The following is an 18814-nucleotide window of genomic DNA, read 5'->3' on the forward strand; positions in this document are numbered from 1 at the left end:
TATTCAGACTCTGCTTTTTTTACGCATTTTTTCAAACGCAAATGCCAATGCGAGTGTGAGAATACCTCCAATCATTGCTGTCAGAAGTGGCGATAAATGGCCGCCAATATGCGTAAAGAATAAGGTATAGCCATGAATAATCAGGAAGGTTACACCATAGCCTCTGAGCATTCTGAACTTCAGACGAGCACCCAGAACGATCAGGGTAATATTCACGGAAATCCATAACAGATTGAAACCAAAAACATCTGGCTCCACGAAATCTGGTGTTGTGCTATCCAGATCATAATTTCCAAAAATGGACATCAGCCAAAGCGCCATTTCCATAAAGAAAATGCCAATTGATATCCAGATTTTGGCAAACCCGCGAAAGCGGGCCATAAACCCCTTTTCCATCAGCATATGTATGGCACCCATCGCAATAATTGGCATGGAGACCATAAAGAAGCGCAATGGATAATTCATACTGAACCAGTAAGCACCCCATCCGGATATGTAACCCGTACGTCCGCCAAACCAGACAAAGAAAAGGATAGCGACAAGAATAAGCAGCAGCTTGTTTCGTAAAAGATAGGTCAGGGGCAGAATGATGATGAAATCCGCCAGAACAAGAGAGGGCCAGTCACCGGAACCGTTGGAAAAAATAATTCCGATCGTAAAGGTCAGGCCAATCAATGCAAAAGCAGATAACAACTCCAAAGCTTCAGCAGAAATTTGGTTGCCTTTCACTTTAAGCCACTGCGCACCTGCAAAGAAAAGCAGCATTGTTACACTGAGCAGAACTGCCAGTTTTTCATACGAAAAATCAAAAATATCTCTGAGAAACAGAGCAATCCCAGCAGCAAAACTGACTGCGCCGAAGAGAAGAAACCAGCGGCCAAGGGAGCGCCAGTCCCATTTCTCGACAGGATAAAGCTCTTTCAATTGCAGATAGGTTTCCCGAGTAATGTCACCATCGCGCAGAAGCTCTGCAAGCTCACTATTAATAACCGCATTGCGTGCTTTTGGAGTCATAGCGCCACCTCATTTGTAGGTAGATCTTCTGAAGCACGCCTCTTTTCCCTCAGATACAGCCGTTCAAAAAGGTAACCCAGCAAAAGACCGCTGGCTCCGACAATCATAAAGAAACTGGCAGCTGAAAGTTTATCCCAGCATCTTTCAAAAAACTGGGTGTAGAGATTGATAGATAGGAAAACGATCCCAAAACCCGTAAAAATCCGATCTTTCAGATAAGCTCCCACTATGAGCTGCCCAATTGCTGCCCCTGTAAATATCATCAGCCAGAAGAAACGGAGGACATAACGCAATGCCCGTATTGTCTCATCATTGTCATCACTTAGGAGATGCGTATTGTCATACCAGCCAAGGCTGAGAAACCATAAGGAGCAATTCAGATAAACCAGACCGAGAATGATCATAATCCGGCCAAAACCGCTGAAGCGGTCAAACACACGATCTTCTTGCCGACGGTGATACAGGCCGATGAGGATAACAATAAAAGCCGTCAGGGCCATGGATGGCGGATGGGCGATATCAAAATAGTAGCTCCCCCTGCCACCATACCAACCTGATGCTCCAACAGCCTGAAACACTAATAAAATACTTAAGAACAAAGGCCACCGCAGCTTATAAACATAGGCTGTTAAAGCTGCAGAAAATGCAATGACAAACATCAGAAGATAAAAATACCGTTCAGTATGTTCTTCTGAATATTCCAGACAAAAAGCAGTAAGGGCAGCAAACAGAAACAGAAATGAGACTGTAATAATCGCAGAACCGGTTATTGGTAGCGGATGCGTTCTGGAAGTAACCGTTTTAATTCCTGCAATCCAGCAGCCTATACCCATAACAAGAATAACAGAACCCGTAATGAGCGTATTGTCATGATCAATCATCATAAACATGACAGCACTGGCTAATAGGATAACCGCAAAAATACCAAGCCAACGCCCCAATATGGCAAAAAATCCAGTATTTTGACCATCGTACTGCTGAGCTAAATTTTGAGCAGTCTCAGCGGATATCAGCCCTCGATGGAACCAGTCAGCGCTCTCAGCAGCCAGAAGCTCTGCTTTATTCTGTTTCATTGTTTCCCGCTTTTATAATTATCAGCACAACTTATCCTACAGCGGCACCATATTACTTATATGATGCCAGTGATAAGCCATGCCCCCATTCCGCACAATAAAACGACTAAAACAACTGGTACACGCCAAAATACCAGTGCCGTAAAAGCAAGAAGTGATAAGACAAAATCCGCAGGCTGTAAAATTGTACTCTGCCAAAGCGGATTATACAATGCAGCAACAAGCAACCCGACAACCGCTGCATTAATACCCATCAGGGCAGCGCGCGTATTCCTGTAGTTTTGCAGTTTACTCCAGAAAGGTAAGGCGCCTGTAACCAACAGGAATGAAGGGATAAAAATCATTATAAGCCCAACCAGACCACCCAGCCAGCCATGTAAGCCTTGCTTCATACTGGCCCCAAGAAAGGCTGCAAATGTTGTCAAAGGCCCCGGAAGTGCCTGAGCAATACCGTAACCTGCCAGAAATGTATTATTATCAACCCATCCCGGGACAACAATCGCTTCACGCAGCAATGGAAGGATCACATGACCTCCACCAAAGATCATGGCTCCACTCCGGTAAAAAGCCTCAATCTGAGCCAGAATAACGGATGGCCAGAGCAAAATGGCCAAAACCAGTCCTAATAATGAAATGAAAAATATGCTGAGTAAGATCAGGCCAATTATACCGTTGTAAGGAACGGGTAATGCATCATAGCTTACATTTTCTCTCTCTGGCTTACAGAGTATGAGCCCGATTATACCGGCACAAAACAAAACGATTATCTGCGCGTATGCAGACGGGAATAACAATGTCAGTGAGCAGACAAGAACCATAATTGTGATCCGCAGCCTGTCCGGACACAGATTCTTTGCCATTCCCCAAACAGCCTGAGCAACCACCGCAACAGCAACAATTTTCAAACCGTGTAAAACGCTACCCATACTTTGCCCTGAGAGGGCATCAAAACCATAAGCAAATCCCAGCATGAGTAAGGCTGAAGGCAATGTGAAACCAAACCAGGCTGCAAACGACCCAATAAACTCCGCCCGCAATAAACCTATTGCCATACCAACCTGACTGGATGCAGGCCCGGGCAGAAACTGACATAAGGCAACTAAGTCCGCATATTGCTTGTCAGAGAGCCACTTACGCTTCTCAACAAACTCATCCCTGAAGTAGCCGAGATGAGCAATAGGCCCACCAAAACTGGTTAAACCCAACCATAGGAAAGCTTGAAATATATCCCAGATTTCACGAGACCTAGACTTCATTACCCATGCATCCTACCCTCCAGGTTATTATAGCTTAAGTCTTTGATAAACCAAATGTTCCACAAAATATATTATTCATTCTGGTATTCTGATTCCTGAACTTGGAGTGCACTTGTTTTCAAATCAGATGTAATCTTTTCTTGATTATTTCAATAATTCTTGTAATATTGAAATATGAAGCAAAAAACTGCAACAACAATCTTTGAATCTCTTTCATCCAGTATCCGTCTGGATATCTTCAGGCTTTTGGTCAAAAAGGGCTACTCAGGTCTTGTCGCTGGCGAAATATCAACCTCTCTGGGCATAGCGCCTAATAATCTCTCATTCCATTTGAAAGCATTGACACAAGCGGGGCTTCTGACTGTTGAGCAGGAAGGTCGATATCAAAGATACCGGGCAGATATAAATCTCATGCAGGATTTGATTACCTATCTGACTGACGAATGCTGCTCCGAAGATATCTGCACCCAATCCGCAGATACTCCATCAAATATTTGCGTCCAAACTTTCTCAAAAAACAAATCGTAGTAAGTCGATGTCAAAACAATCCTCACCTCTCAATTTCTTTGAAAGATACCTGACTGCATGGGTCGCACTGTGTATCATTGCAGGCATTGGCCTTGGCCAGATAATGCCGGAAACATTTCGAATTATCGGCAGTCTTGAGATCGCGAAGGTCAATATACCTGTTGGTATGCTCATCTGGGTTATGATCATACCAATGCTGCTTAAAATTGATTTCGGAGCATTATCACAGGTCAAGGAACATTGGCGTGGTATTGGCATCACCCTGTTTATCAACTGGATCGTCAAACCATTCTCCATGGCTTTTCTGGGGTGGCTTTTTATCCGGCAGATATTTGCTGGCTACCTTCCGGCAGATCAGCATGACAGCTATATCGCCGGCCTTATTCTCCTTGCAGCAGCACCTTGTACCGCAATGGTTTTCGTATGGAGCCGCCTGACCAATGGAGACCCTTACTTCACATTATCCCAGGTTGCGCTGAATGATGTGATCATGATCTTTGCATTCGCTCCGATCGTGGCTCTTCTGCTGGGCTTATCTGCCATCACCGTTCCATGGGATACCCTGCTGACATCCGTTGTACTTTACATTGTTGTGCCTGTTATTCTTGCACAGATATGGCGTAAAACCCTGCTTGCTAAAGGGCAGAATAAACTTGATCAGGTGCTGGCTAAAATTGGCCCATGGTCAATGGTTGCATTGCTTCTCACTCTTGTCCTCCTGTTTGCCTTTCAGGGAGAAGCCATTGTCAAACAGCCTTTGATTATTCTGCTTCTGGCTGTTCCGATTCTGATACAGGTATTGTTCAATTCAGGACTGGCATACTGGCTGAATAAAGTATCCGGCGAAAAACACTCCGTTGCATGTCCTTCTGCTCTGATTGGTGCTTCAAACTTTTTTGAGCTTGCCGTCGCGGCCGCCATCAGCCTTTTTGGCTTCCACTCGGGTGCAGCACTTGCAACCGTTGTTGGTGTTCTGATTGAAGTCCCTGTCATGCTATTCGTGGTTCGCGTCGTCAACGCAACTCAGGGCTGGTATCAATCAAAAAACTGAAAGCGCGATTGCGCCGTCAGGTACATACAATCAGAGTCAAGAAACGACTGAATAAGCAGATTTTCTTGACTCTCCACTCATTTCCCTTTATCGAACCCGAACAATCTGGAAAAGCGAGCTTTATGAGCCGCCGACCGTGTCGGGCCTGTCATCTGAGACTTGTTCGCCGGAGGTCAACGTCCGACAGCGTGTTACGCCCTCGGGCGCAATGGTGCATTGAGCGAATTTTCTGCTCCGATCAACGCGGTAACGCAATTCTGAAAGCTAAGTGACAGCAATGTTTGATGGTCTTTCGCAAAAGCTATCCGGTATTCTCGACAGCCTGACCCGTCGCGGCGCGCTGAGCGAGGATGACGTTAATACCGCATTGCGTGAAGTCCGCCGCGCTCTGCTTGAAGCAGACGTTGCGCTGGAAGTTGTTCGTAGCTTTACAGATCGTGTCCGTTCTCGCGCGGTTGGTGCAGAGGTCGTCAAATCGGTAACCCCCGGCCAGATGGTCGTTAAGATCGTCCATGACGAACTTGTTGCCATGCTCGGCTCTGAGGCTGAAGTTATAGACCTCAATACAGCCCCACCTGTCGCAATCCTGATGGTTGGTCTGCAGGGTTCTGGTAAAACCACAACCACTGCCAAGATCGCCAAACGGTTGACCGATAAATCAAAGAGCAAGGTTCTGCTTGCTTCTCTCGACACCCGCCGCCCGGCTGCTATGGAGCAGCTTGCCGTTCTCGGTAAGCAGGTTGGCGTCGATACATTACCAATCGTGGCTGGCCAGTCCGCCGTCCAGATTGCCAAACGTGCTCATGAAGCCGCCAAGCTTGGCGGCTATGATGTCATCATGCTTGATACGGCTGGCCGTGTCACAGTTGATGAAGCCTTGATGACTGAGGTTGCCGAGGTTAAGGCCGCCACCAACCCTCACGAAATTCTGCTCGTTGCTGACGCCCTGACCGGTCAGGATGCCGTCAACACCGCGCGCGCCTTTGACGACCGCCTCGGTGTAACAGGTATCGTTCTGACCCGTATGGATGGTGACGCCCGTGGCGGTGCAGCCCTCTCAATGCGCGCTGTTACCGGCAAGCCTGTTAAACTGGTTGGTACCGGCGAAAAGATTGATGCGCTGGAAGAATTCCACCCGGCACGCGTCGCCAATCGTATTCTTGGCATGGGCGATATTGTTTCGCTCGTTGAAAAAGCTGCCGAGAATATTGATCATGAAAAAGCCCAGCGCATGGCTGAAAAGATGCGCAAGGGTAAATTCGATCTCGAAGACCTGCGTGATCAGCTTATCCAGATGGAACGCATCGGTGGTATCGGCGGCCTGATGGGCATGCTGCCCGGCGTTGCCAAAGCAAAGGCTCAAATGGCCAACGCCAATATCGGTGAAAATGTTCTGAAACGCATGGCTGCTGCCATCGATTCCATGACACCGAAAGAACGCCGCAATCCTGAAATTCTCAAGGCATCACGCAAAAAGCGTATTGCTGCTGGTTCAGGCACGAAGGTCGAAGAAATCAATAAGCTTCTGAAAATGCACCGCCAGATGGCGGACGTCATGAAGATGATGGGTCGCAATAAACGCGGCGGCATTGGCGGAATGCTCGGGAACATGTTCGGAATGGGCGGCGGTATGCCAGAACCCACACCGGAGATGATGGAAAAACTGCAACAGCAGATGGGTGGGCAGATGCCTCCGGGTCTTGGTGGAGGCGGCGTACCGCCAATGCCACCTGATCTTGGCTCTGGCCCCAAACCGCCAGCGGGATTACCCGGCCTGGGAGGTGGGTCCAAACCATCTGGACTCCCCGGTCTTGGCGGTTTTCCATTTGGGAAGAAAAAGTAAGTTCTGTCGGATAGTCCGGCAAAAGGTATCAGAAGTTTTAGAGTTTTAAGGAGAAAATTATGGCTCTCAAGATTCGTCTCACCCGTGGTGGTGCAAAGAAGCGTCCTCACTACCGTATCGTTGTTGCTGATTCCCGCTCCCCGCGTGATGGCCGTTTCATCGACAAGGTCGGTATCTACGATCCCATGAAGCCGAAGGGTGATGCAGCTCGCGTTGTTCTCGAAATCGAAAAGATCAAAGCATGGCTTGAAAAGGGCGCACAGCCAACAGACCGCGTTCTGCGTTTCCTTGACGCTGCAGGCCTTCTGAAGCGCGCTCCACGCAACAACCCTCAGAAGGGTGAGCCAGGCAAGAAGGCACAGGAACGTGCTGCTGCCGCGGCTGAAGCTGCTGCAGCTCCTGCTGCTGTTGAGGAAGCTCCTGCTGAAGCACAGGTCGAAGCTCCTGCTGAGGCCCCTGCTGAAGAACCAGCAGCAGAATAATTAAACAATATCGCTTCCGGTGCTTTACCGGAGCGATTTATCATGATTAACGGGTGTGCCGGTTCTTTAAAGACAGGCACACCCGTTTTCACATCAGCCGCAGGAATAGGTACCGATGGCCAATACAAAACCCAATAAATCAGGAAAGCTGTCAGGTAATGCAGATTACGTCCTGCTTGGCGAATTGGGACGTGCACAGGGCCTGAAAGGCGAAATCAGGCTGAAATCCTTTACAGCAAATCCTCAGGCCATCGCTGATTATAATCCTGTTTTTCTTGAAACCGGTGAACAGAAAAATATCACGGTTCTTCGGCAAGCCGCCGGTGATCAGACGGATATGCTGGTGATCAGGGTTGAAGGTGTTGATGATCGCAACGGTGCAGAAGCCTTGAATCGCGTTGGTCTATATGTTGAGCGCACCCGTCTGCCAGAAACAGAAGATGAAGATGAGTTTCTGCACGCAGACCTGATCGGTCTAAAAGTCTTCGATGCATCAGGTACGGGAATCGGTACTGTCAGTGCTATTTCAAACTACGGTGGCGGCGATATTCTTGAAGTTGCTCCGGTTGGCCTGCTTGTGCCCTTTACCAAAGATTTCGTACCCGAAATTGATATCAAGCAGGGCCGCGTTACAATTGACTACGCGGAAACAGAAGATGAGGATGAAGAGCCAAGCCTTTAGGGTTTGAGAGTTCTTCAAACAGATAACATGGTGCCGAACGTGACTGGTTTTTCCGCAACAATTCTGACCCTCTATCCTGAGATGTTTCCCGGGCCACTCGGCACATCACTTTCAGGAGATGCATTGCAAAAAGGCATCTGGTCATTTGAAGCACGAAATATCAGAGATCATGGCATCGGCCGCCACAAGGCCGTTGATGACACACCAGCGGGTGGTGGTTGCGGTATGGTTTTACGCTGCGATGTGCTCGCAGAAGCGATTGATGCTGCCATCCCGGAAAATGATACGCGCCCGCGCCTTCTCTTAAGCCCAAGAGGCAAACCCCTGACGCAGAAGCGCGTTCGTGAACTGGTTCAGGGTCCGGGTGTTGTGCTCGTTTGTGGCCGATTTGAGGGCGTTGACGAGCGCGTCATTGAAGGACGCAATCTCGAAGAAGTTTCCATCGGTGACTATATTTTATCCGGTGGTGAACTCGGCGCAATGGTTCTGCTTGATGCCTGTGTACGCCTTCTACCCGGCGTCATGGGAAAACTTGAATCAGGCTCAGAAGAAAGCTTTGAAAACAATCGTCTGGAATATCCGCAATATACACGCCCACGGAATTGGGAAGAGCGTGATATCCCTGATGTTCTGTTGAGCGGAAACCACGCTGCCATTAAAGCCTGGCGTGAAGAAAAGTCAGATAAACTGACCGCCCAACGCCGACCTGATCTGATGTCCAAGCCACGCAGCTGATCACACCAGCGTTTACCACATCAGCCTTAACCAGATTGACATGTAGTCATAAGGTGTTAGTCCTTTATGATCGCATGAATAATAACCTGTATAAATGCATTGTTATTGAGCAGTATACGTATTGGAATTATCATTTCCGCCAAGGGAATAAGGGGTAACAACATGAAATTAATCAGAAACATCGTTTCCGGCATTGCCGCATTGCCATTCGTGCTTGGTCTTTCAGCAGCAAAGGCTGAAGAGGCACCAAATCTTTCCGGAAAGAAGCTTGTTGTTTATGTCGCCTTTCATGAAAACGAAGGCAAAGCCCTGCTGGAAGCTTTCAAGAAAAAAACAGGTGCTGATTTCAGCTTCCTGCGTATCTCTGCTGGCGAAATTGTTGCCCGTGTACAGGCTGAAAAAGCCTCTCCAAAAGCTGACGTTATTCTCGGTGGTGCTGCCGAAAACCATGAGTTCCTGAAAGAAGCCGGGCTTCTGGAACAATATGACTCCAAAGCTGGTGCGGATATTCCTGCCTATTACAAAGATAAGGATCATTACTGGGCCGGTTTCTATGTTGGCCCAATGGCGATTGGTATCAACAAGCAGTACTGGGACAAGAACTTTGCCTCCAAAGGCCTGAAGATGCCAGAAACCTTTGAAGATCTGCTGAACCCGGCTTTCAAAGGTGAGATCGTTATGCCAGATGCCGTTACAAGTGGCACGGGCTATACAATGATTGCTTCCATCATCCAGTCCATGGGTGAGGAAATGGGTATGAACTACCTGAAGCAACTGCGTGGACAGATTGCACAATACACCAGCAGCGGCTTCAAACCAGCCCAGATGGTTGGTAGTGGCGAATACCTGATTGCTCTGAACTTCATTCATGACCAGCTTCTGGTTGCAGAACGCGGTATGCCGGTTGTCAGCTTTGTTCCAAAAGGAGCAGGTTGGGAAATTGGTGCCGTTTCTGTCATCAAGGGCGGCCCGAATACAGATGTTGGTAAGGCTTTTGCAGACTTCATGCTGACCAAGGAAGCTGGTGAAATCCACTCGAAGATGACACAGCGCCTCTCAACACGTTCAGACGTGCCAACACCAGCAGGTGCCAAGCCTCTTGATCAGATGGAAATCAACAAGGATTTCAGCTTTGCCAAAGCCAGTGAGCAGCGCAAGGAACTGGTCGAAAAGTGGAAAGTCCTGAACTAAGGGCCTGATAATCTGTCATTCAAGCTGGCCTGAGTACGCTTTACGCTGTATTCGGGCCATCTTTTTAAATCACGCTATGCGGCTTATTACTTTCTCTCCTTAGCCGGATAGCTAACACCAGCGGCCATCAGACCGCACGTAACAAAAAGATAAGACATGGCAACAACAGCTATTCAGGAAAAGAAGGGTCTGCTTGCAGATTTGAGCCGTACCCTGCGCGAACCATCTCTGGTTATCAGTCTGGGCATTGTGATCGTGCTTTTTGCACTTTTCATCGTTTACCCGCTGCTGAAAATCTGCTTTCTGCCAACAAGTGAAACCTGGCTGATATTTTTATCAGAGCCAATTTTCCTCGAGGCCCTGCGCAATACGATTGTCTCCTCACTTCTGGCAACAGCAACGGCTGTTATGCTTGGCTTTGGCTATTCTTACGCCATTAATTATGCCAATGTCCCGGGTAAGGCATTCTTCCGTTTTATCGTGCTGCTTCCTCTGATGTCCCCTTCTGTCATCAGTGGTCTAGCCTTCATCATGCTGTTCGGCCGTAATGGCATGATTACCCGTCACCTTCTCGAAGTACGTGTTGATCTTTACGGCTGGATTGGCCTTTGGGTTGTGCAGACAATCGCCTTTTTCCCACTGGCCTATATGACAATTTCCGGCGTGTTACGCTCGATCAGTCCAAACCTTGAACTGGCCGCCCAGAATCTTGGCGCCCGTGGCTGGAAGCTATTCCGCAGCGTGACATTGCCTCTGGCTCTGCCTGGCGTTCTTTCTGCCTTCCTGCTGGTTGCCATTAACTCATTTGCCGACTTCGGTAACCCGATCCTGATCGGTGGTAACCACCGCATGCTGGCAACAGAAGCCTACAAGCAGGTTACCGGCGCTTTCGATATGCCAATGGCAGCAGTCCTGTCGATTGTCCTGCTGTTGCCAACCCTTGGTGTCTTCCTTGTACAGAAGTACTTCCTTGATCGCCGTTCTTATGTGACTGTGACAGGCAAACCGGTAGCTGGCCTGACACGTATCACGATCGGGCCGGTTGGGCGGTTCTTCCTGTGGCTGCTCTGCGCCATCGTCTCCTGCTACATTCTCCTGAACTTTGCGATCGTGATCTGTTTTGCCCTGACCGAGAACTTTGGCTGGGATTACACGCTCACATTAGAGAACTTCGCGGAAGTCTTCCTGCGTTCAAGCAGCATGTTCAACAGCTGGTTCCTCTCTTTGATCTCAGCTGCTGCAACAACAGTCCTTGGCGTGTTCACGGCGTTCCTCGTTGCGCGCAAGAGCTTTCCGGGTAAAGGTCTAGTCGACTTTGTTGCCCTGTTGCCGATTTCAATGCCGGGCACATTCATGGGCCTGGCGCTGATCCTTGCCTTCAATACGGCACCCCTCGAGCTGACCGGGACTGCTGCCATCATCATTATCGGTATGACCTTACGGCAATTGCCCGTTGGCTACCGCAATGCAATCTCTGCCTTCAAGCAGATTGATAAATCCATTGAAGAAGCCTCGACCAATCTGGGAGCGAACAGCACAACCACCTTCCGCAAGGTCGTTATTCCGATGTTGCAGAATGCTGTTTCAACCAGCCTGATCTACAGCTTCCTCAAAAACATGAACACATTGTCGACCGTTATCTTCCTGACCTCGCCGCAATGGATGCTGGCCGCGATCTCGATTCTTTCGCTGGCTGACCATGGTTATTACGGCAAGGCCAGCGCAACGGCACTCGGCATGATGCTGACGATCATGGTGACATTTGGTGTCGCCAAGCTGTTCCTGCGTGATCGTATCCGCATCTTTAACCTTTAATCAGAACACGGCCTGATCAAAGGCTCGGAGTATAAGAAATGACTGAAGAAATTGCAGCAGTTGAGCTGAAAAACGTCAGTAAGGTCTTTGGCGGTAACAAGGTCATCAATGATGTTAATCTTGTTATCCCACCACGTTCGTTTGTGACCTTCCTCGGCCCATCGGGTTGTGGCAAGACAACCCTGCTGCGCATGATTTCCGGCTTCTATGAGCCCGATGCCGGTGAAGTCTACATCAAGGGTAAACGCGTCGATAAGCTGGCACCTTACGCCCGTAACACTGCCATGGTGTTTCAGGAGTATGCCCTGTTTCCGCATTTAAGCGTTTTTGAAAACGTGGCTTATGGTCTGCGTATTCAGGCTAAGGATCGCAAGCTCAACGAAGCCCAGATCAATGAGAAGGTTATTGAAGCTCTCTCTTTGATGCAGCTTGCACACCTCAAGGATCGCTATCCGCATCAGATGTCCGGTGGCCAGCAGCAGCGCGTTGCTGTTGCGCGCGCCCTTGTCATGAACCCGGACGCCCTTCTTCTTGACGAACCGCTTTCCAACCTTGACGCCAAACTGCGCGAGATCGTTCGTGTTGAATTGCGTCAGATTCAGCAGCAATTGCAGCTGACAGCCATTTACGTCACCCATGACCAGCAGGAAGCTCTGGCCATGAGTGACTATATTGTTCTGATGAACAAGGGTATCGTTCAGCAGGCTGGTTCAGCACAGGATATCTATTATCGCCCGAACTCCCGCTTCGTTGCCGACTTCATTGGTACAACCAATCTGATTGATGTCGACATCGAAGGGAATGATAAAGCCCGTTACCATGATGTTGTCATTCCGCTTGAAAGTGGCAAGGATCAGGGACGCAAGGGTAAGGCTGCCATCAGTATCCGCCCGGAATCCATCAGGATTGCCAAAGCGGCAGACAAGAACGCCTTTTCCCTGGAGGTCACAATTAAACAAAGCATCTTTCTGGGTGAAAAAACACGCTATGTTGCTGAAGATGCTTTTAAAAAGGAATGGATTATCGACAGTTTTGACCCTGGCCCCGTACTGCAGTCCGGCACAATCTGGATAACTGTTGAGCCTTCCAAACCGCATGTGATCTTTGAGTAAGACAGGAATCGTACGAGCGGCATCAAATGTCGCTCGACAAAACTGCCATTCTCTGCTAATTCCACGACCTCAACTTAAAACAGGACGCCGAAATCCTTCAAAACTCCGGAAATGGAGCGTTTGAAACGGCAGGAGAGAAAAATGAACATTATTGAACAGCTCGATAAAGAGCAGATCGAACGCCTTAACAAAGATATCCCTGACTTCCAGCCAGGTGATACAGTTATCGTCAACGTGAAGGTTAAAGAAGGCGATCGTACACGCGTACAGGCCTATGAAGGCGTCTGCATCGCCCGTTCCGGTGGTGGCCTCAACGAAAGCTTCACAGTTCGCAAGATTTCTTATGGTGAAGGCGTCGAGCGCGTATTCCCAATCTACACACCACTGATCGAGTCCATCAAGGTTGTCCGCCGCGGTAAGGTCCGTCGTGCGAAGCTTTACTACCTACGTGACCGTCGTGGTAAATCCGCTCGTATTGCTGAGCGTACAGACCGTCGCCCAGAGGCTGCGAAGAAGTAAGTTCTTCCATAATAGTTTCAGATACCAAGCGCGGCCTTTAAAAAGCCGCGCTTTTTTATTGTACTCAAAAACTGAAAAGCGTAATAGAATTACCCTTGAATGACCGGATTTGCTTATTTAGCGAATATCTCGGCATAGTTGATGAAATTTTCGTTCACTAGGATCCGTTATGAAACCGCGTACACTCTATGACAAGATTTGGGCCGATCACGTAATTGATGAGCAGGAAGATGGAACCTGCCTACTCTACATCGATCGCCACCTTGTACATGAAGTGACAAGCCCGCAGGCCTTTGAAGGTCTGCGTCTTGCTGGGCGCAAAGTCCGTCATCCAGAGAAAACACTGGCTGTTGTCGATCATAACGTCCAGACAACTGATCGTTCAAAAGGGATTGAAGATCCTGAATCCGTGCAGCAAATTTCGACGCTCGCTGAAAACGTCAAGGAATTCGGCGTTGAATATTATAATGAGCATGACAAACGTCAGGGCATTGTCCATGTGATCGGCCCAGAGCAGGGCTTTACCCTTCCCGGACAAACCATCGTATGTGGTGACTCTCATACATCAACCCATGGCGCTTTTGGCTCTCTTGCTCATGGTATTGGCACTTCTGAAGTCGAACACGTGCTTGCAACTCAGACGCTGATTCAGCGCAAGATGAAAAACATGCGCGTCATGCTGAACGGTACACCACAAAGCGGCGTCACGGCAAAAGATCTGGTGCTTGCCATCATTGGTGAAATCGGTACAGCCGGTGGTACGGGCCATGTCATTGAATATGCCGGTGAAGCCGTCCGTGGCCTGTCCATGGAAGGCCGGATGAGCATCTGTAACATGAGCATCGAGGGCGGTGCCCGCGCTGGTATGGTTGCCCCGGATGAAACCACATATGCCTACCTTGAAGGCCGCCCAAAGGCACCAAAAGGCACTGCATGGGATGATGCCCGCCGTTACTGGGATAGCCTGTGCACCGATGAGGGCGCTGAATTCGATACGGAAATCCATATCGACTGCGCAAACCTCCCACCAATCGTCACTTGGGGCACAAGCCCGGAAGATGTCATCTCGATCAAAGGTGCCGTTCCTGATCCCGATAAGATTGAAGATGAAAACAAGCGTCAGTCAAAATGGCGGGCCCTCGAATATATGGGCCTGAAGCCGGGAACCAAGATTACCGATATCGCTGTTGATACGGTCTTTGTCGGCTCCTGCACCAACGGCCGCATTGAAGATATGCGCGCCGCTGCTGCCATCGTTAAGGGTCACAAACTGCACGCCAATATTCGTCAGGCTCTGATTGTTCCGGGTTCCGGCCTCGTTAAAGAGCAGGCAGAAGCTGAAGGTCTCGACAAGATATTCCTGGAAGCCGGTTTTGAATGGCGCCAGCCAGGTTGCTCCATGTGTCTGGCAATGAATGCAGACAGGCTCAACCCGCTTGATCGTTGTGCCTCGACATCAAACCGCAACTTTGAAGGCCGTCAGGGCCTCAAAGGTCGCACCCATCTGGTTTCTCCAGCTATGGCTGCCGCTGCCGCTATTGCCGGGCATTTCGTTGACATCCGTGAGTGGAATGCCCGCTGATTACCGAAGCATAATTCTTATGAAAAGGCGCGTTAATCACGCGCCTTTTTTGTATTGAAATCTCATAATATAATCCCTGCTATTGTCTCGTTAAAAATAGTCTAACGCATTACAACATAGTATTTATTTCAAGTTTAGTGAAATTATGTTCTATTCTCTCAAAGAGTACAAAGAGGGAACAAAAATGACTGAACCACAAGCAACAGAAAACACATCCGGAACCGGACCTTATGCAGCCGTGCCCCTTGGTGTGCCGGGTTGGAGCTGGGGCGCTTTTTGCCTGAGCTGGATTTGGGGAATTTTTAACAACGTCTACATTGCCCTTCTCGTATTCATTCCCATAGCAAACATTATCATGATGTTTGTTCTAGGAGTTAAAGGTCGTGAATGGGCATGGCGAAATAAACGCTGGCAAAGCGTGGAGCATTTTAACAAAGTGCAGAAAAAATGGTCGATTGCTGGCCTTATCTTATTTCCCTTGATCATTTGTTTCTTCATCTGGTTCTTCATGTCATTTTTTGCTGGCCCAAAAGAAGCAGCCTTAAGAGCTCTAACCACGAATGAGCAAGCTCTCGCATTTCTTGGAGAACCTGTGTCATTAAATGTTTCAAACGTTAGCCGAAACAATTCATGTGCAAACGGAACCTATACAGCCAAAGGCTCTCAAAATTCTGCAAAATACATATTCTCCGCAGCTCAAAGAGGAGAGAAATGGGTCATCCTTGAGGCAACATTATTCACGGCTAATGGCATTATTGATATTGTACCGCTAACGAATAAGAGCGCTTACCAAGCTGAGATGCGCGACTGCCTTAAAAATAATGACTGACCACCCATCTCACAGGAGGCACCTGTAATGTTCGGTGTAAACTTTTATTATTATAAGAATTTCAATCTCAGTCGACGTGGATGGGTAATTGTTATCTTACTCAGCTGTTTAATGCCTATTGCAATTTTCTCCTTTATTATGGGTCTTTTCTCGGATCTTAAAAAGGCAAGTTTGCAGCAATTAATGCAAGACAGCAGAGCGCAGGAATACTTGGGAGAAAATATCGAAGCAGGTTTTTTTGTAACCGGAAATCAAATTGGCTCATGTGCTATTATCTCTGTGCCGGTCCGTGGCACAAAAGCTTCAGCTGACATCATTGTCTCAGCCGTAAAGCGCGGAGATACATGGATTATCATCGAGGAATACCTGACTGTCGGCAATGACAGGCTAACAATCATTGACCGGGAAGATAAAGTCTATTTCGCATCCGAAATGCGGAATTGCCAAAATCAAAGCTAAAACCGAGAAGGGGTATTCCCCTTCTCGTAACTTTTGCAGCAGGCGATCAATTACCATTGGGTACATCACCATTCTCCAACGCCTTGCGCAGTCTGCGAATAACCTTGGCACGGTTACGTTCATCTGCCTGATTGCCAATCTCTTCAGAGATATCCAGCAGCAGTTTTGACAGATCATTATGCCAGTCCATACGGCCCATATCTTCATGGTCCATCCGCTTTGGCTGTCCAGCTTCAACCTCATGCGCGCCCTTACCTGACAGCTCGAATGCCTGATCAAGAGTTGGCATGATAATTTTTTCAGGCGGAATGATATGGGAAAGACTCTCTTTCAAGCCTTCCATCGCTTCCGGCTCACCATGAGTGAGAAAGATATTTTCATTAATTGGCAGGCGCTCACGAACCCACTCTGTCAACGCACGGCCATCTGCATGCCCGGAATAGAAATCGAGAGAAGCGATATTGGCCTTAACCCTTATCTCTTCTCCCTGAATTCGGACACTCGTTGCACCATCAAGAATAATACGCCCCAGAGATCCTTGAGCCTGAAACCCGACAAACAGCACCGTTGCTTTTGAAGACCAGAGCCATTGCTTAAGGTGATGGCGGATACGGCCTGCATCACACATACCACTGGCAGCAATAATCACATGAAAGCCACGAATTCTTGAAATGGCTTTGCTCTGTTCAGCGGATTCCGTGAAGCGAACAAAGCTGGAGTTGAATGCTTCAAGCAGAACCTCCCCATGCTCAACATCACGTGCATATTTACTGAAAACCTGACTGGCCTTGGTGGCCAGAGGGGAATCTACGAAAACAGCAGCTCTTGGCACACGCCCTGTTTTCATAAGAGTATAAAGATCAACCAGAACTTCCTGTGTTCGTTCCACCGCAAATGAAGGAATAAGCAACGGACCATTCCGCTTCACTGCTTTTTGAACTTCTTCTGCCAATAAAGTCAGGCGTTCTTCTGCGGAAACATCAACCCTATCCCGATTACCATAGGTTGATTCACAAACGACATAATCCAGCCAATGCGGAGCATTCGGGTCTGGTTGCAACAATTCACTTGAAGGCCCGATATCCCCGGAAAACAGGATACGGACTGGCACTTCCTTACCATTTGTGACTTCCATCTGCACAGAAGCAGAACCAAGCAAATGGCCAGCATTCCAGAAACGGATACGGATACCCTCTGCAACCTGCACCCACTCACAATAATCTGCTGGCCGGAAATGTGTCAGACAGTCTCTGGCATCTTCTGCGGTATAAATAGGTTCAACCAGAGCCCGGCCACGCTGCTGGTTCCGGCAATTAAGCTGTTTGACTTCGCTTTCCTGAATATAGCCCGAGTCAGGCAACATCACCGAACAAAGCTCAACAGTTGCGGATGTCGCAAAAATCTGACCCTTAAAACCATGTTTGACAAGCTTTGGCAGCAGACCACTATGATCAATATGGGCATGGGTCAAAACAACGGCATCAATATCTGCCGGGTTGAAAGGAAACTCACGATAGTTCAGCTCTTTTTCAGATTTTGACCCCTGAAACATGCCACAATCAACAATGATACGGGCGTGCGTTGTTTCAATTTCATAGCAAGATCCGGTAACAACCTTTGTTGCACCATGGAAACGTATAATGGGGAAGTTTTTCGGGACATTATTTGTTTGTGTAGCCATATCGATCCCTCATAAGTTCAGAGCTGTCGAAACCCACACACCAGCTTAGCATGCTTACCGGGAGTAGTAGCAAGCGAATGACCAATTTTAAACCTTGGCAATTGGGTGAATACAGACGAGAAAACCATAAAACCCCGGGACAATGCGCTCAGAAACCATTTTTACTTTCGCAAAAAGCAGATTTCATGATTCATTACTTATGCTTCTCGTGAAGAATTTCGAGGTCGGTATGTCTGTTTCTCCACGCATTGCTCTGGTTCACGCCCTTAAAGCTTCCATGGAACCAATTCATTCAGCCTTTGCTATTGAATGGCCACAGGCGGAACTGGTCAATATCTGGGATGATTCTCTGGCACATGACCGTTCACAATATGATGATATGCCCGATATATTGATTGAACGTATCGCAAACCTTGGCCGCTATGCGGTCTCTACAGGTGCAGATGCCGTTCTCTATACATGTTCTGCTTTTGGAAAAGGTATTGAATACGCTGCCGGGCTTCTCTCAGTCCCGGTTATGAAGCCCAATGAAGCCATGTTTGAAGAGGCTCTTAAGCATGGGCATAATATTGGTATGATTGCGAGCTTCAAACCGTCCGTCAAATCCATGACGGACGAATTTGAAAATGCCTGTTCTTACCTTGGCAAACACGCTTCCCTGAAAACAGAATTGATCACTGAAGCCATGGATGCTCTTCGCAATGGCGATGTCACAACCCATAATCACCTTGTAGCGGACGCTGCCTATAAGCTCGGACATTGTGATGCCGTTATGCTGGCCCAGTTCTCCATGGCCCGTGCGGCAGCCTCTGTCCGTTCAGTGGTCAAAGTGCCTGTTCTGACGGCACCGACAACTTCCGTTGTTAAGCTTAAACAGTTGTTCGCAGGTGCCTGAAGCTGCTAACAGTTGCATGCATTACTGATTGCGTGTTAGCCACGCCAATGAATGCTGGCACGTTCAG

18 protein-coding genes are annotated in these 18814 nt (G+C 48.3%); 14 read left to right on the forward strand and 4 right to left on the reverse strand.

Features of this window, described 5'->3' with window-relative positions:
• Nucleotides 1–3: 3 nt before the first annotated feature.
• From WJT86_RS00560 to chrA, 3 genes are read right to left on the reverse strand one after another with little or no spacing between them, the layout of a single operon-like run.
• On the reverse strand, nucleotides 4–1014 hold the full coding sequence (locus WJT86_RS00560) for a DUF2157 domain-containing protein (protein ID WP_346335545.1): 1011 nt from the start codon (nucleotides 1012–1014) through the stop codon (nucleotides 4–6).
• The gene (locus WJT86_RS00565) at nucleotides 1011–2087 is read right to left on the reverse strand and encodes a hypothetical protein (protein WP_346335546.1); all 1077 of its coding nucleotides are present in this window, start codon (nucleotides 2085–2087) and stop codon (nucleotides 1011–1013) included. The genes WJT86_RS00560 and WJT86_RS00565 overlap by 4 nt, the downstream gene beginning before the upstream one ends.
• A 56-nt stretch (nucleotides 2088–2143) precedes the next feature.
• Nucleotides 2144–3343, reverse strand: a complete 1200-nt coding sequence (gene chrA / locus WJT86_RS00570) for a chromate efflux transporter (protein ID WP_346335547.1) — start codon at nucleotides 3341–3343, stop codon at nucleotides 2144–2146.
• A 174-nt stretch (nucleotides 3344–3517) separates the two neighbouring features.
• Between chrA and WJT86_RS00575 the strand changes: the two genes are divergently transcribed.
• The 13 genes from WJT86_RS00575 (at nucleotide 3518) to WJT86_RS00635 (ending at nucleotide 16171) form a co-directional block, all read left to right on the forward strand.
• Entirely contained in the window at nucleotides 3518–3871 is a 354-nt protein-coding gene (locus WJT86_RS00575) for an ArsR/SmtB family transcription factor (RefSeq protein WP_346335548.1), read from the forward strand.
• 7 nt (nucleotides 3872–3878) lie between these two features.
• Nucleotides 3879–4922 (forward strand): ACR3 family arsenite efflux transporter, encoded by a 1044-nt coding sequence (gene arsB, locus WJT86_RS00580; protein WP_346335549.1) that lies wholly within the window; start codon nucleotides 3879–3881, stop codon nucleotides 4920–4922.
• A 277-nt stretch (nucleotides 4923–5199) separates the two neighbouring features.
• Complete coding sequence (gene ffh, locus WJT86_RS00585; RefSeq protein WP_346335550.1) at nucleotides 5200–6765, forward strand: signal recognition particle protein; 1566 nt, start codon at nucleotides 5200–5202, stop codon at nucleotides 6763–6765.
• A 59-nt stretch (nucleotides 6766–6824) separates the two neighbouring features.
• Entirely contained in the window at nucleotides 6825–7247 is a 423-nt protein-coding gene (rpsP, locus tag WJT86_RS00590) for a 30S ribosomal protein S16 (RefSeq protein ID WP_346335551.1), read from the forward strand.
• Nucleotides 7248–7362: 115 nt separating this feature from the next.
• Entirely contained in the window at nucleotides 7363–7929 is a 567-nt protein-coding gene (gene rimM / locus WJT86_RS00595) for a ribosome maturation factor RimM (RefSeq protein WP_346335552.1), read from the forward strand.
• A 39-nt stretch (nucleotides 7930–7968) separates the two neighbouring features.
• Complete coding sequence (gene trmD / locus WJT86_RS00600; protein WP_407066885.1) at nucleotides 7969–8664, forward strand: tRNA (guanosine(37)-N1)-methyltransferase TrmD; 696 nt, start codon at nucleotides 7969–7971, stop codon at nucleotides 8662–8664.
• 162 nt (nucleotides 8665–8826) lie between these two features.
• Nucleotides 8827–9855 (forward strand): ABC transporter substrate-binding protein, encoded by a 1029-nt coding sequence (locus WJT86_RS00605; protein ID WP_346335554.1) that lies wholly within the window; start codon nucleotides 8827–8829, stop codon nucleotides 9853–9855.
• 156 nt (nucleotides 9856–10011) lie between these two features.
• Nucleotides 10012–11670: an ABC transporter permease gene (locus WJT86_RS00610; RefSeq protein ID WP_346335555.1), complete on the forward strand. Its 1659-nt coding sequence runs from the start codon at nucleotides 10012–10014 to the stop codon at nucleotides 11668–11670.
• Between the two features lie 38 nt (nucleotides 11671–11708).
• Nucleotides 11709–12782 (forward strand): ABC transporter ATP-binding protein, encoded by a 1074-nt coding sequence (locus tag WJT86_RS00615; protein ID WP_346335556.1) that lies wholly within the window; start codon nucleotides 11709–11711, stop codon nucleotides 12780–12782.
• Between the two features lie 141 nt (nucleotides 12783–12923).
• Nucleotides 12924–13301 (forward strand): 50S ribosomal protein L19, encoded by a 378-nt coding sequence (gene rplS / locus WJT86_RS00620; protein WP_346335557.1) that lies wholly within the window; start codon nucleotides 12924–12926, stop codon nucleotides 13299–13301.
• A gap of 169 nt (nucleotides 13302–13470) precedes the next feature.
• Entirely contained in the window at nucleotides 13471–14883 is a 1413-nt protein-coding gene (gene leuC / locus WJT86_RS00625) for a 3-isopropylmalate dehydratase large subunit (RefSeq protein WP_346335558.1), read from the forward strand.
• Nucleotides 14884–15067: 184 nt separating this feature from the next.
• Nucleotides 15068–15712 carry a hypothetical protein gene (locus WJT86_RS00630; RefSeq protein WP_346335559.1) on the forward strand — a complete coding sequence of 215 codons (645 nt, stop codon included), beginning with the start codon at nucleotides 15068–15070 and terminating at the stop codon, nucleotides 15710–15712.
• Between the two features lie 27 nt (nucleotides 15713–15739).
• Nucleotides 15740–16171, forward strand: a complete 432-nt coding sequence (locus tag WJT86_RS00635) for a cytochrome c oxidase assembly factor Coa1 family protein (RefSeq protein ID WP_346335560.1) — start codon at nucleotides 15740–15742, stop codon at nucleotides 16169–16171.
• A 46-nt stretch (nucleotides 16172–16217) separates the two neighbouring features.
• Here the strand turns inward: WJT86_RS00635 and WJT86_RS00640 are convergent, their stop codons facing one another.
• Nucleotides 16218–17852, reverse strand: coding sequence for an MBL fold metallo-hydrolase (locus tag WJT86_RS00640; protein WP_346335561.1), 1635 nt, complete (start codon nucleotides 17850–17852; stop codon nucleotides 16218–16220).
• A gap of 199 nt (nucleotides 17853–18051) precedes the next feature.
• Here WJT86_RS00640 and WJT86_RS00645 point away from each other — a divergent pair, with 199 nt between their 5' ends.
• Entirely contained in the window at nucleotides 18052–18747 is a 696-nt protein-coding gene (locus WJT86_RS00645; protein WP_346335562.1) for an aspartate/glutamate racemase family protein, read from the forward strand.
• Nucleotides 18748–18814: the final 67 nt, after the last annotated feature.

Source organism: Hohaiivirga grylli, from assembly GCF_039655745.1.
Classification (GTDB): Bacteria; Pseudomonadota; Alphaproteobacteria; order Rhizobiales; family Beijerinckiaceae; genus Hohaiivirga; species Hohaiivirga grylli.

Coding starts and splice junctions, on each gene's coding strand:
- WJT86_RS00610 (WP_346335555.1), top strand. CDS start 10,012: ATGGCAACAACAGCTATTCAGGAAAAGAAGGGTCTGCTTGCAGATTTG.
- rplS (WP_346335557.1), top strand. CDS start 12,924: ATGAACATTATTGAACAGCTCGATAAAGAGCAGATCGAACGCCTTAAC.
- rpsP (WP_346335551.1), top strand. CDS start 6,825: ATGGCTCTCAAGATTCGTCTCACCCGTGGTGGTGCAAAGAAGCGTCCT.
- WJT86_RS00605 (WP_346335554.1), top strand. CDS start 8,827: ATGAAATTAATCAGAAACATCGTTTCCGGCATTGCCGCATTGCCATTC.
- arsB (WP_346335549.1), top strand. CDS start 3,879: ATGTCAAAACAATCCTCACCTCTCAATTTCTTTGAAAGATACCTGACT.
- chrA (WP_346335547.1), bottom strand. CDS start 3,343: ATGAAGTCTAGGTCTCGTGAAATCTGGGATATATTTCAAGCTTTCCTA.
- WJT86_RS00640 (WP_346335561.1), bottom strand. CDS start 17,852: ATGGCTACACAAACAAATAATGTCCCGAAAAACTTCCCCATTATACGT.
- WJT86_RS00560 (WP_346335545.1), bottom strand. CDS start 1,014: ATGACTCCAAAAGCACGCAATGCGGTTATTAATAGTGAGCTTGCAGAG.
- ffh (WP_346335550.1), top strand. CDS start 5,200: ATGTTTGATGGTCTTTCGCAAAAGCTATCCGGTATTCTCGACAGCCTG.
- WJT86_RS00645 (WP_346335562.1), top strand. CDS start 18,052: ATGCTTCTCGTGAAGAATTTCGAGGTCGGTATGTCTGTTTCTCCACGC.
- WJT86_RS00635 (WP_346335560.1), top strand. CDS start 15,740: ATGTTCGGTGTAAACTTTTATTATTATAAGAATTTCAATCTCAGTCGA.
- WJT86_RS00615 (WP_346335556.1), top strand. CDS start 11,709: ATGACTGAAGAAATTGCAGCAGTTGAGCTGAAAAACGTCAGTAAGGTC.
- rimM (WP_346335552.1), top strand. CDS start 7,363: ATGGCCAATACAAAACCCAATAAATCAGGAAAGCTGTCAGGTAATGCA.
- WJT86_RS00575 (WP_346335548.1), top strand. CDS start 3,518: ATGAAGCAAAAAACTGCAACAACAATCTTTGAATCTCTTTCATCCAGT.
- WJT86_RS00565 (WP_346335546.1), bottom strand. CDS start 2,087: ATGAAACAGAATAAAGCAGAGCTTCTGGCTGCTGAGAGCGCTGACTGG.
- leuC (WP_346335558.1), top strand. CDS start 13,471: ATGAAACCGCGTACACTCTATGACAAGATTTGGGCCGATCACGTAATT.
- WJT86_RS00630 (WP_346335559.1), top strand. CDS start 15,068: ATGACTGAACCACAAGCAACAGAAAACACATCCGGAACCGGACCTTAT.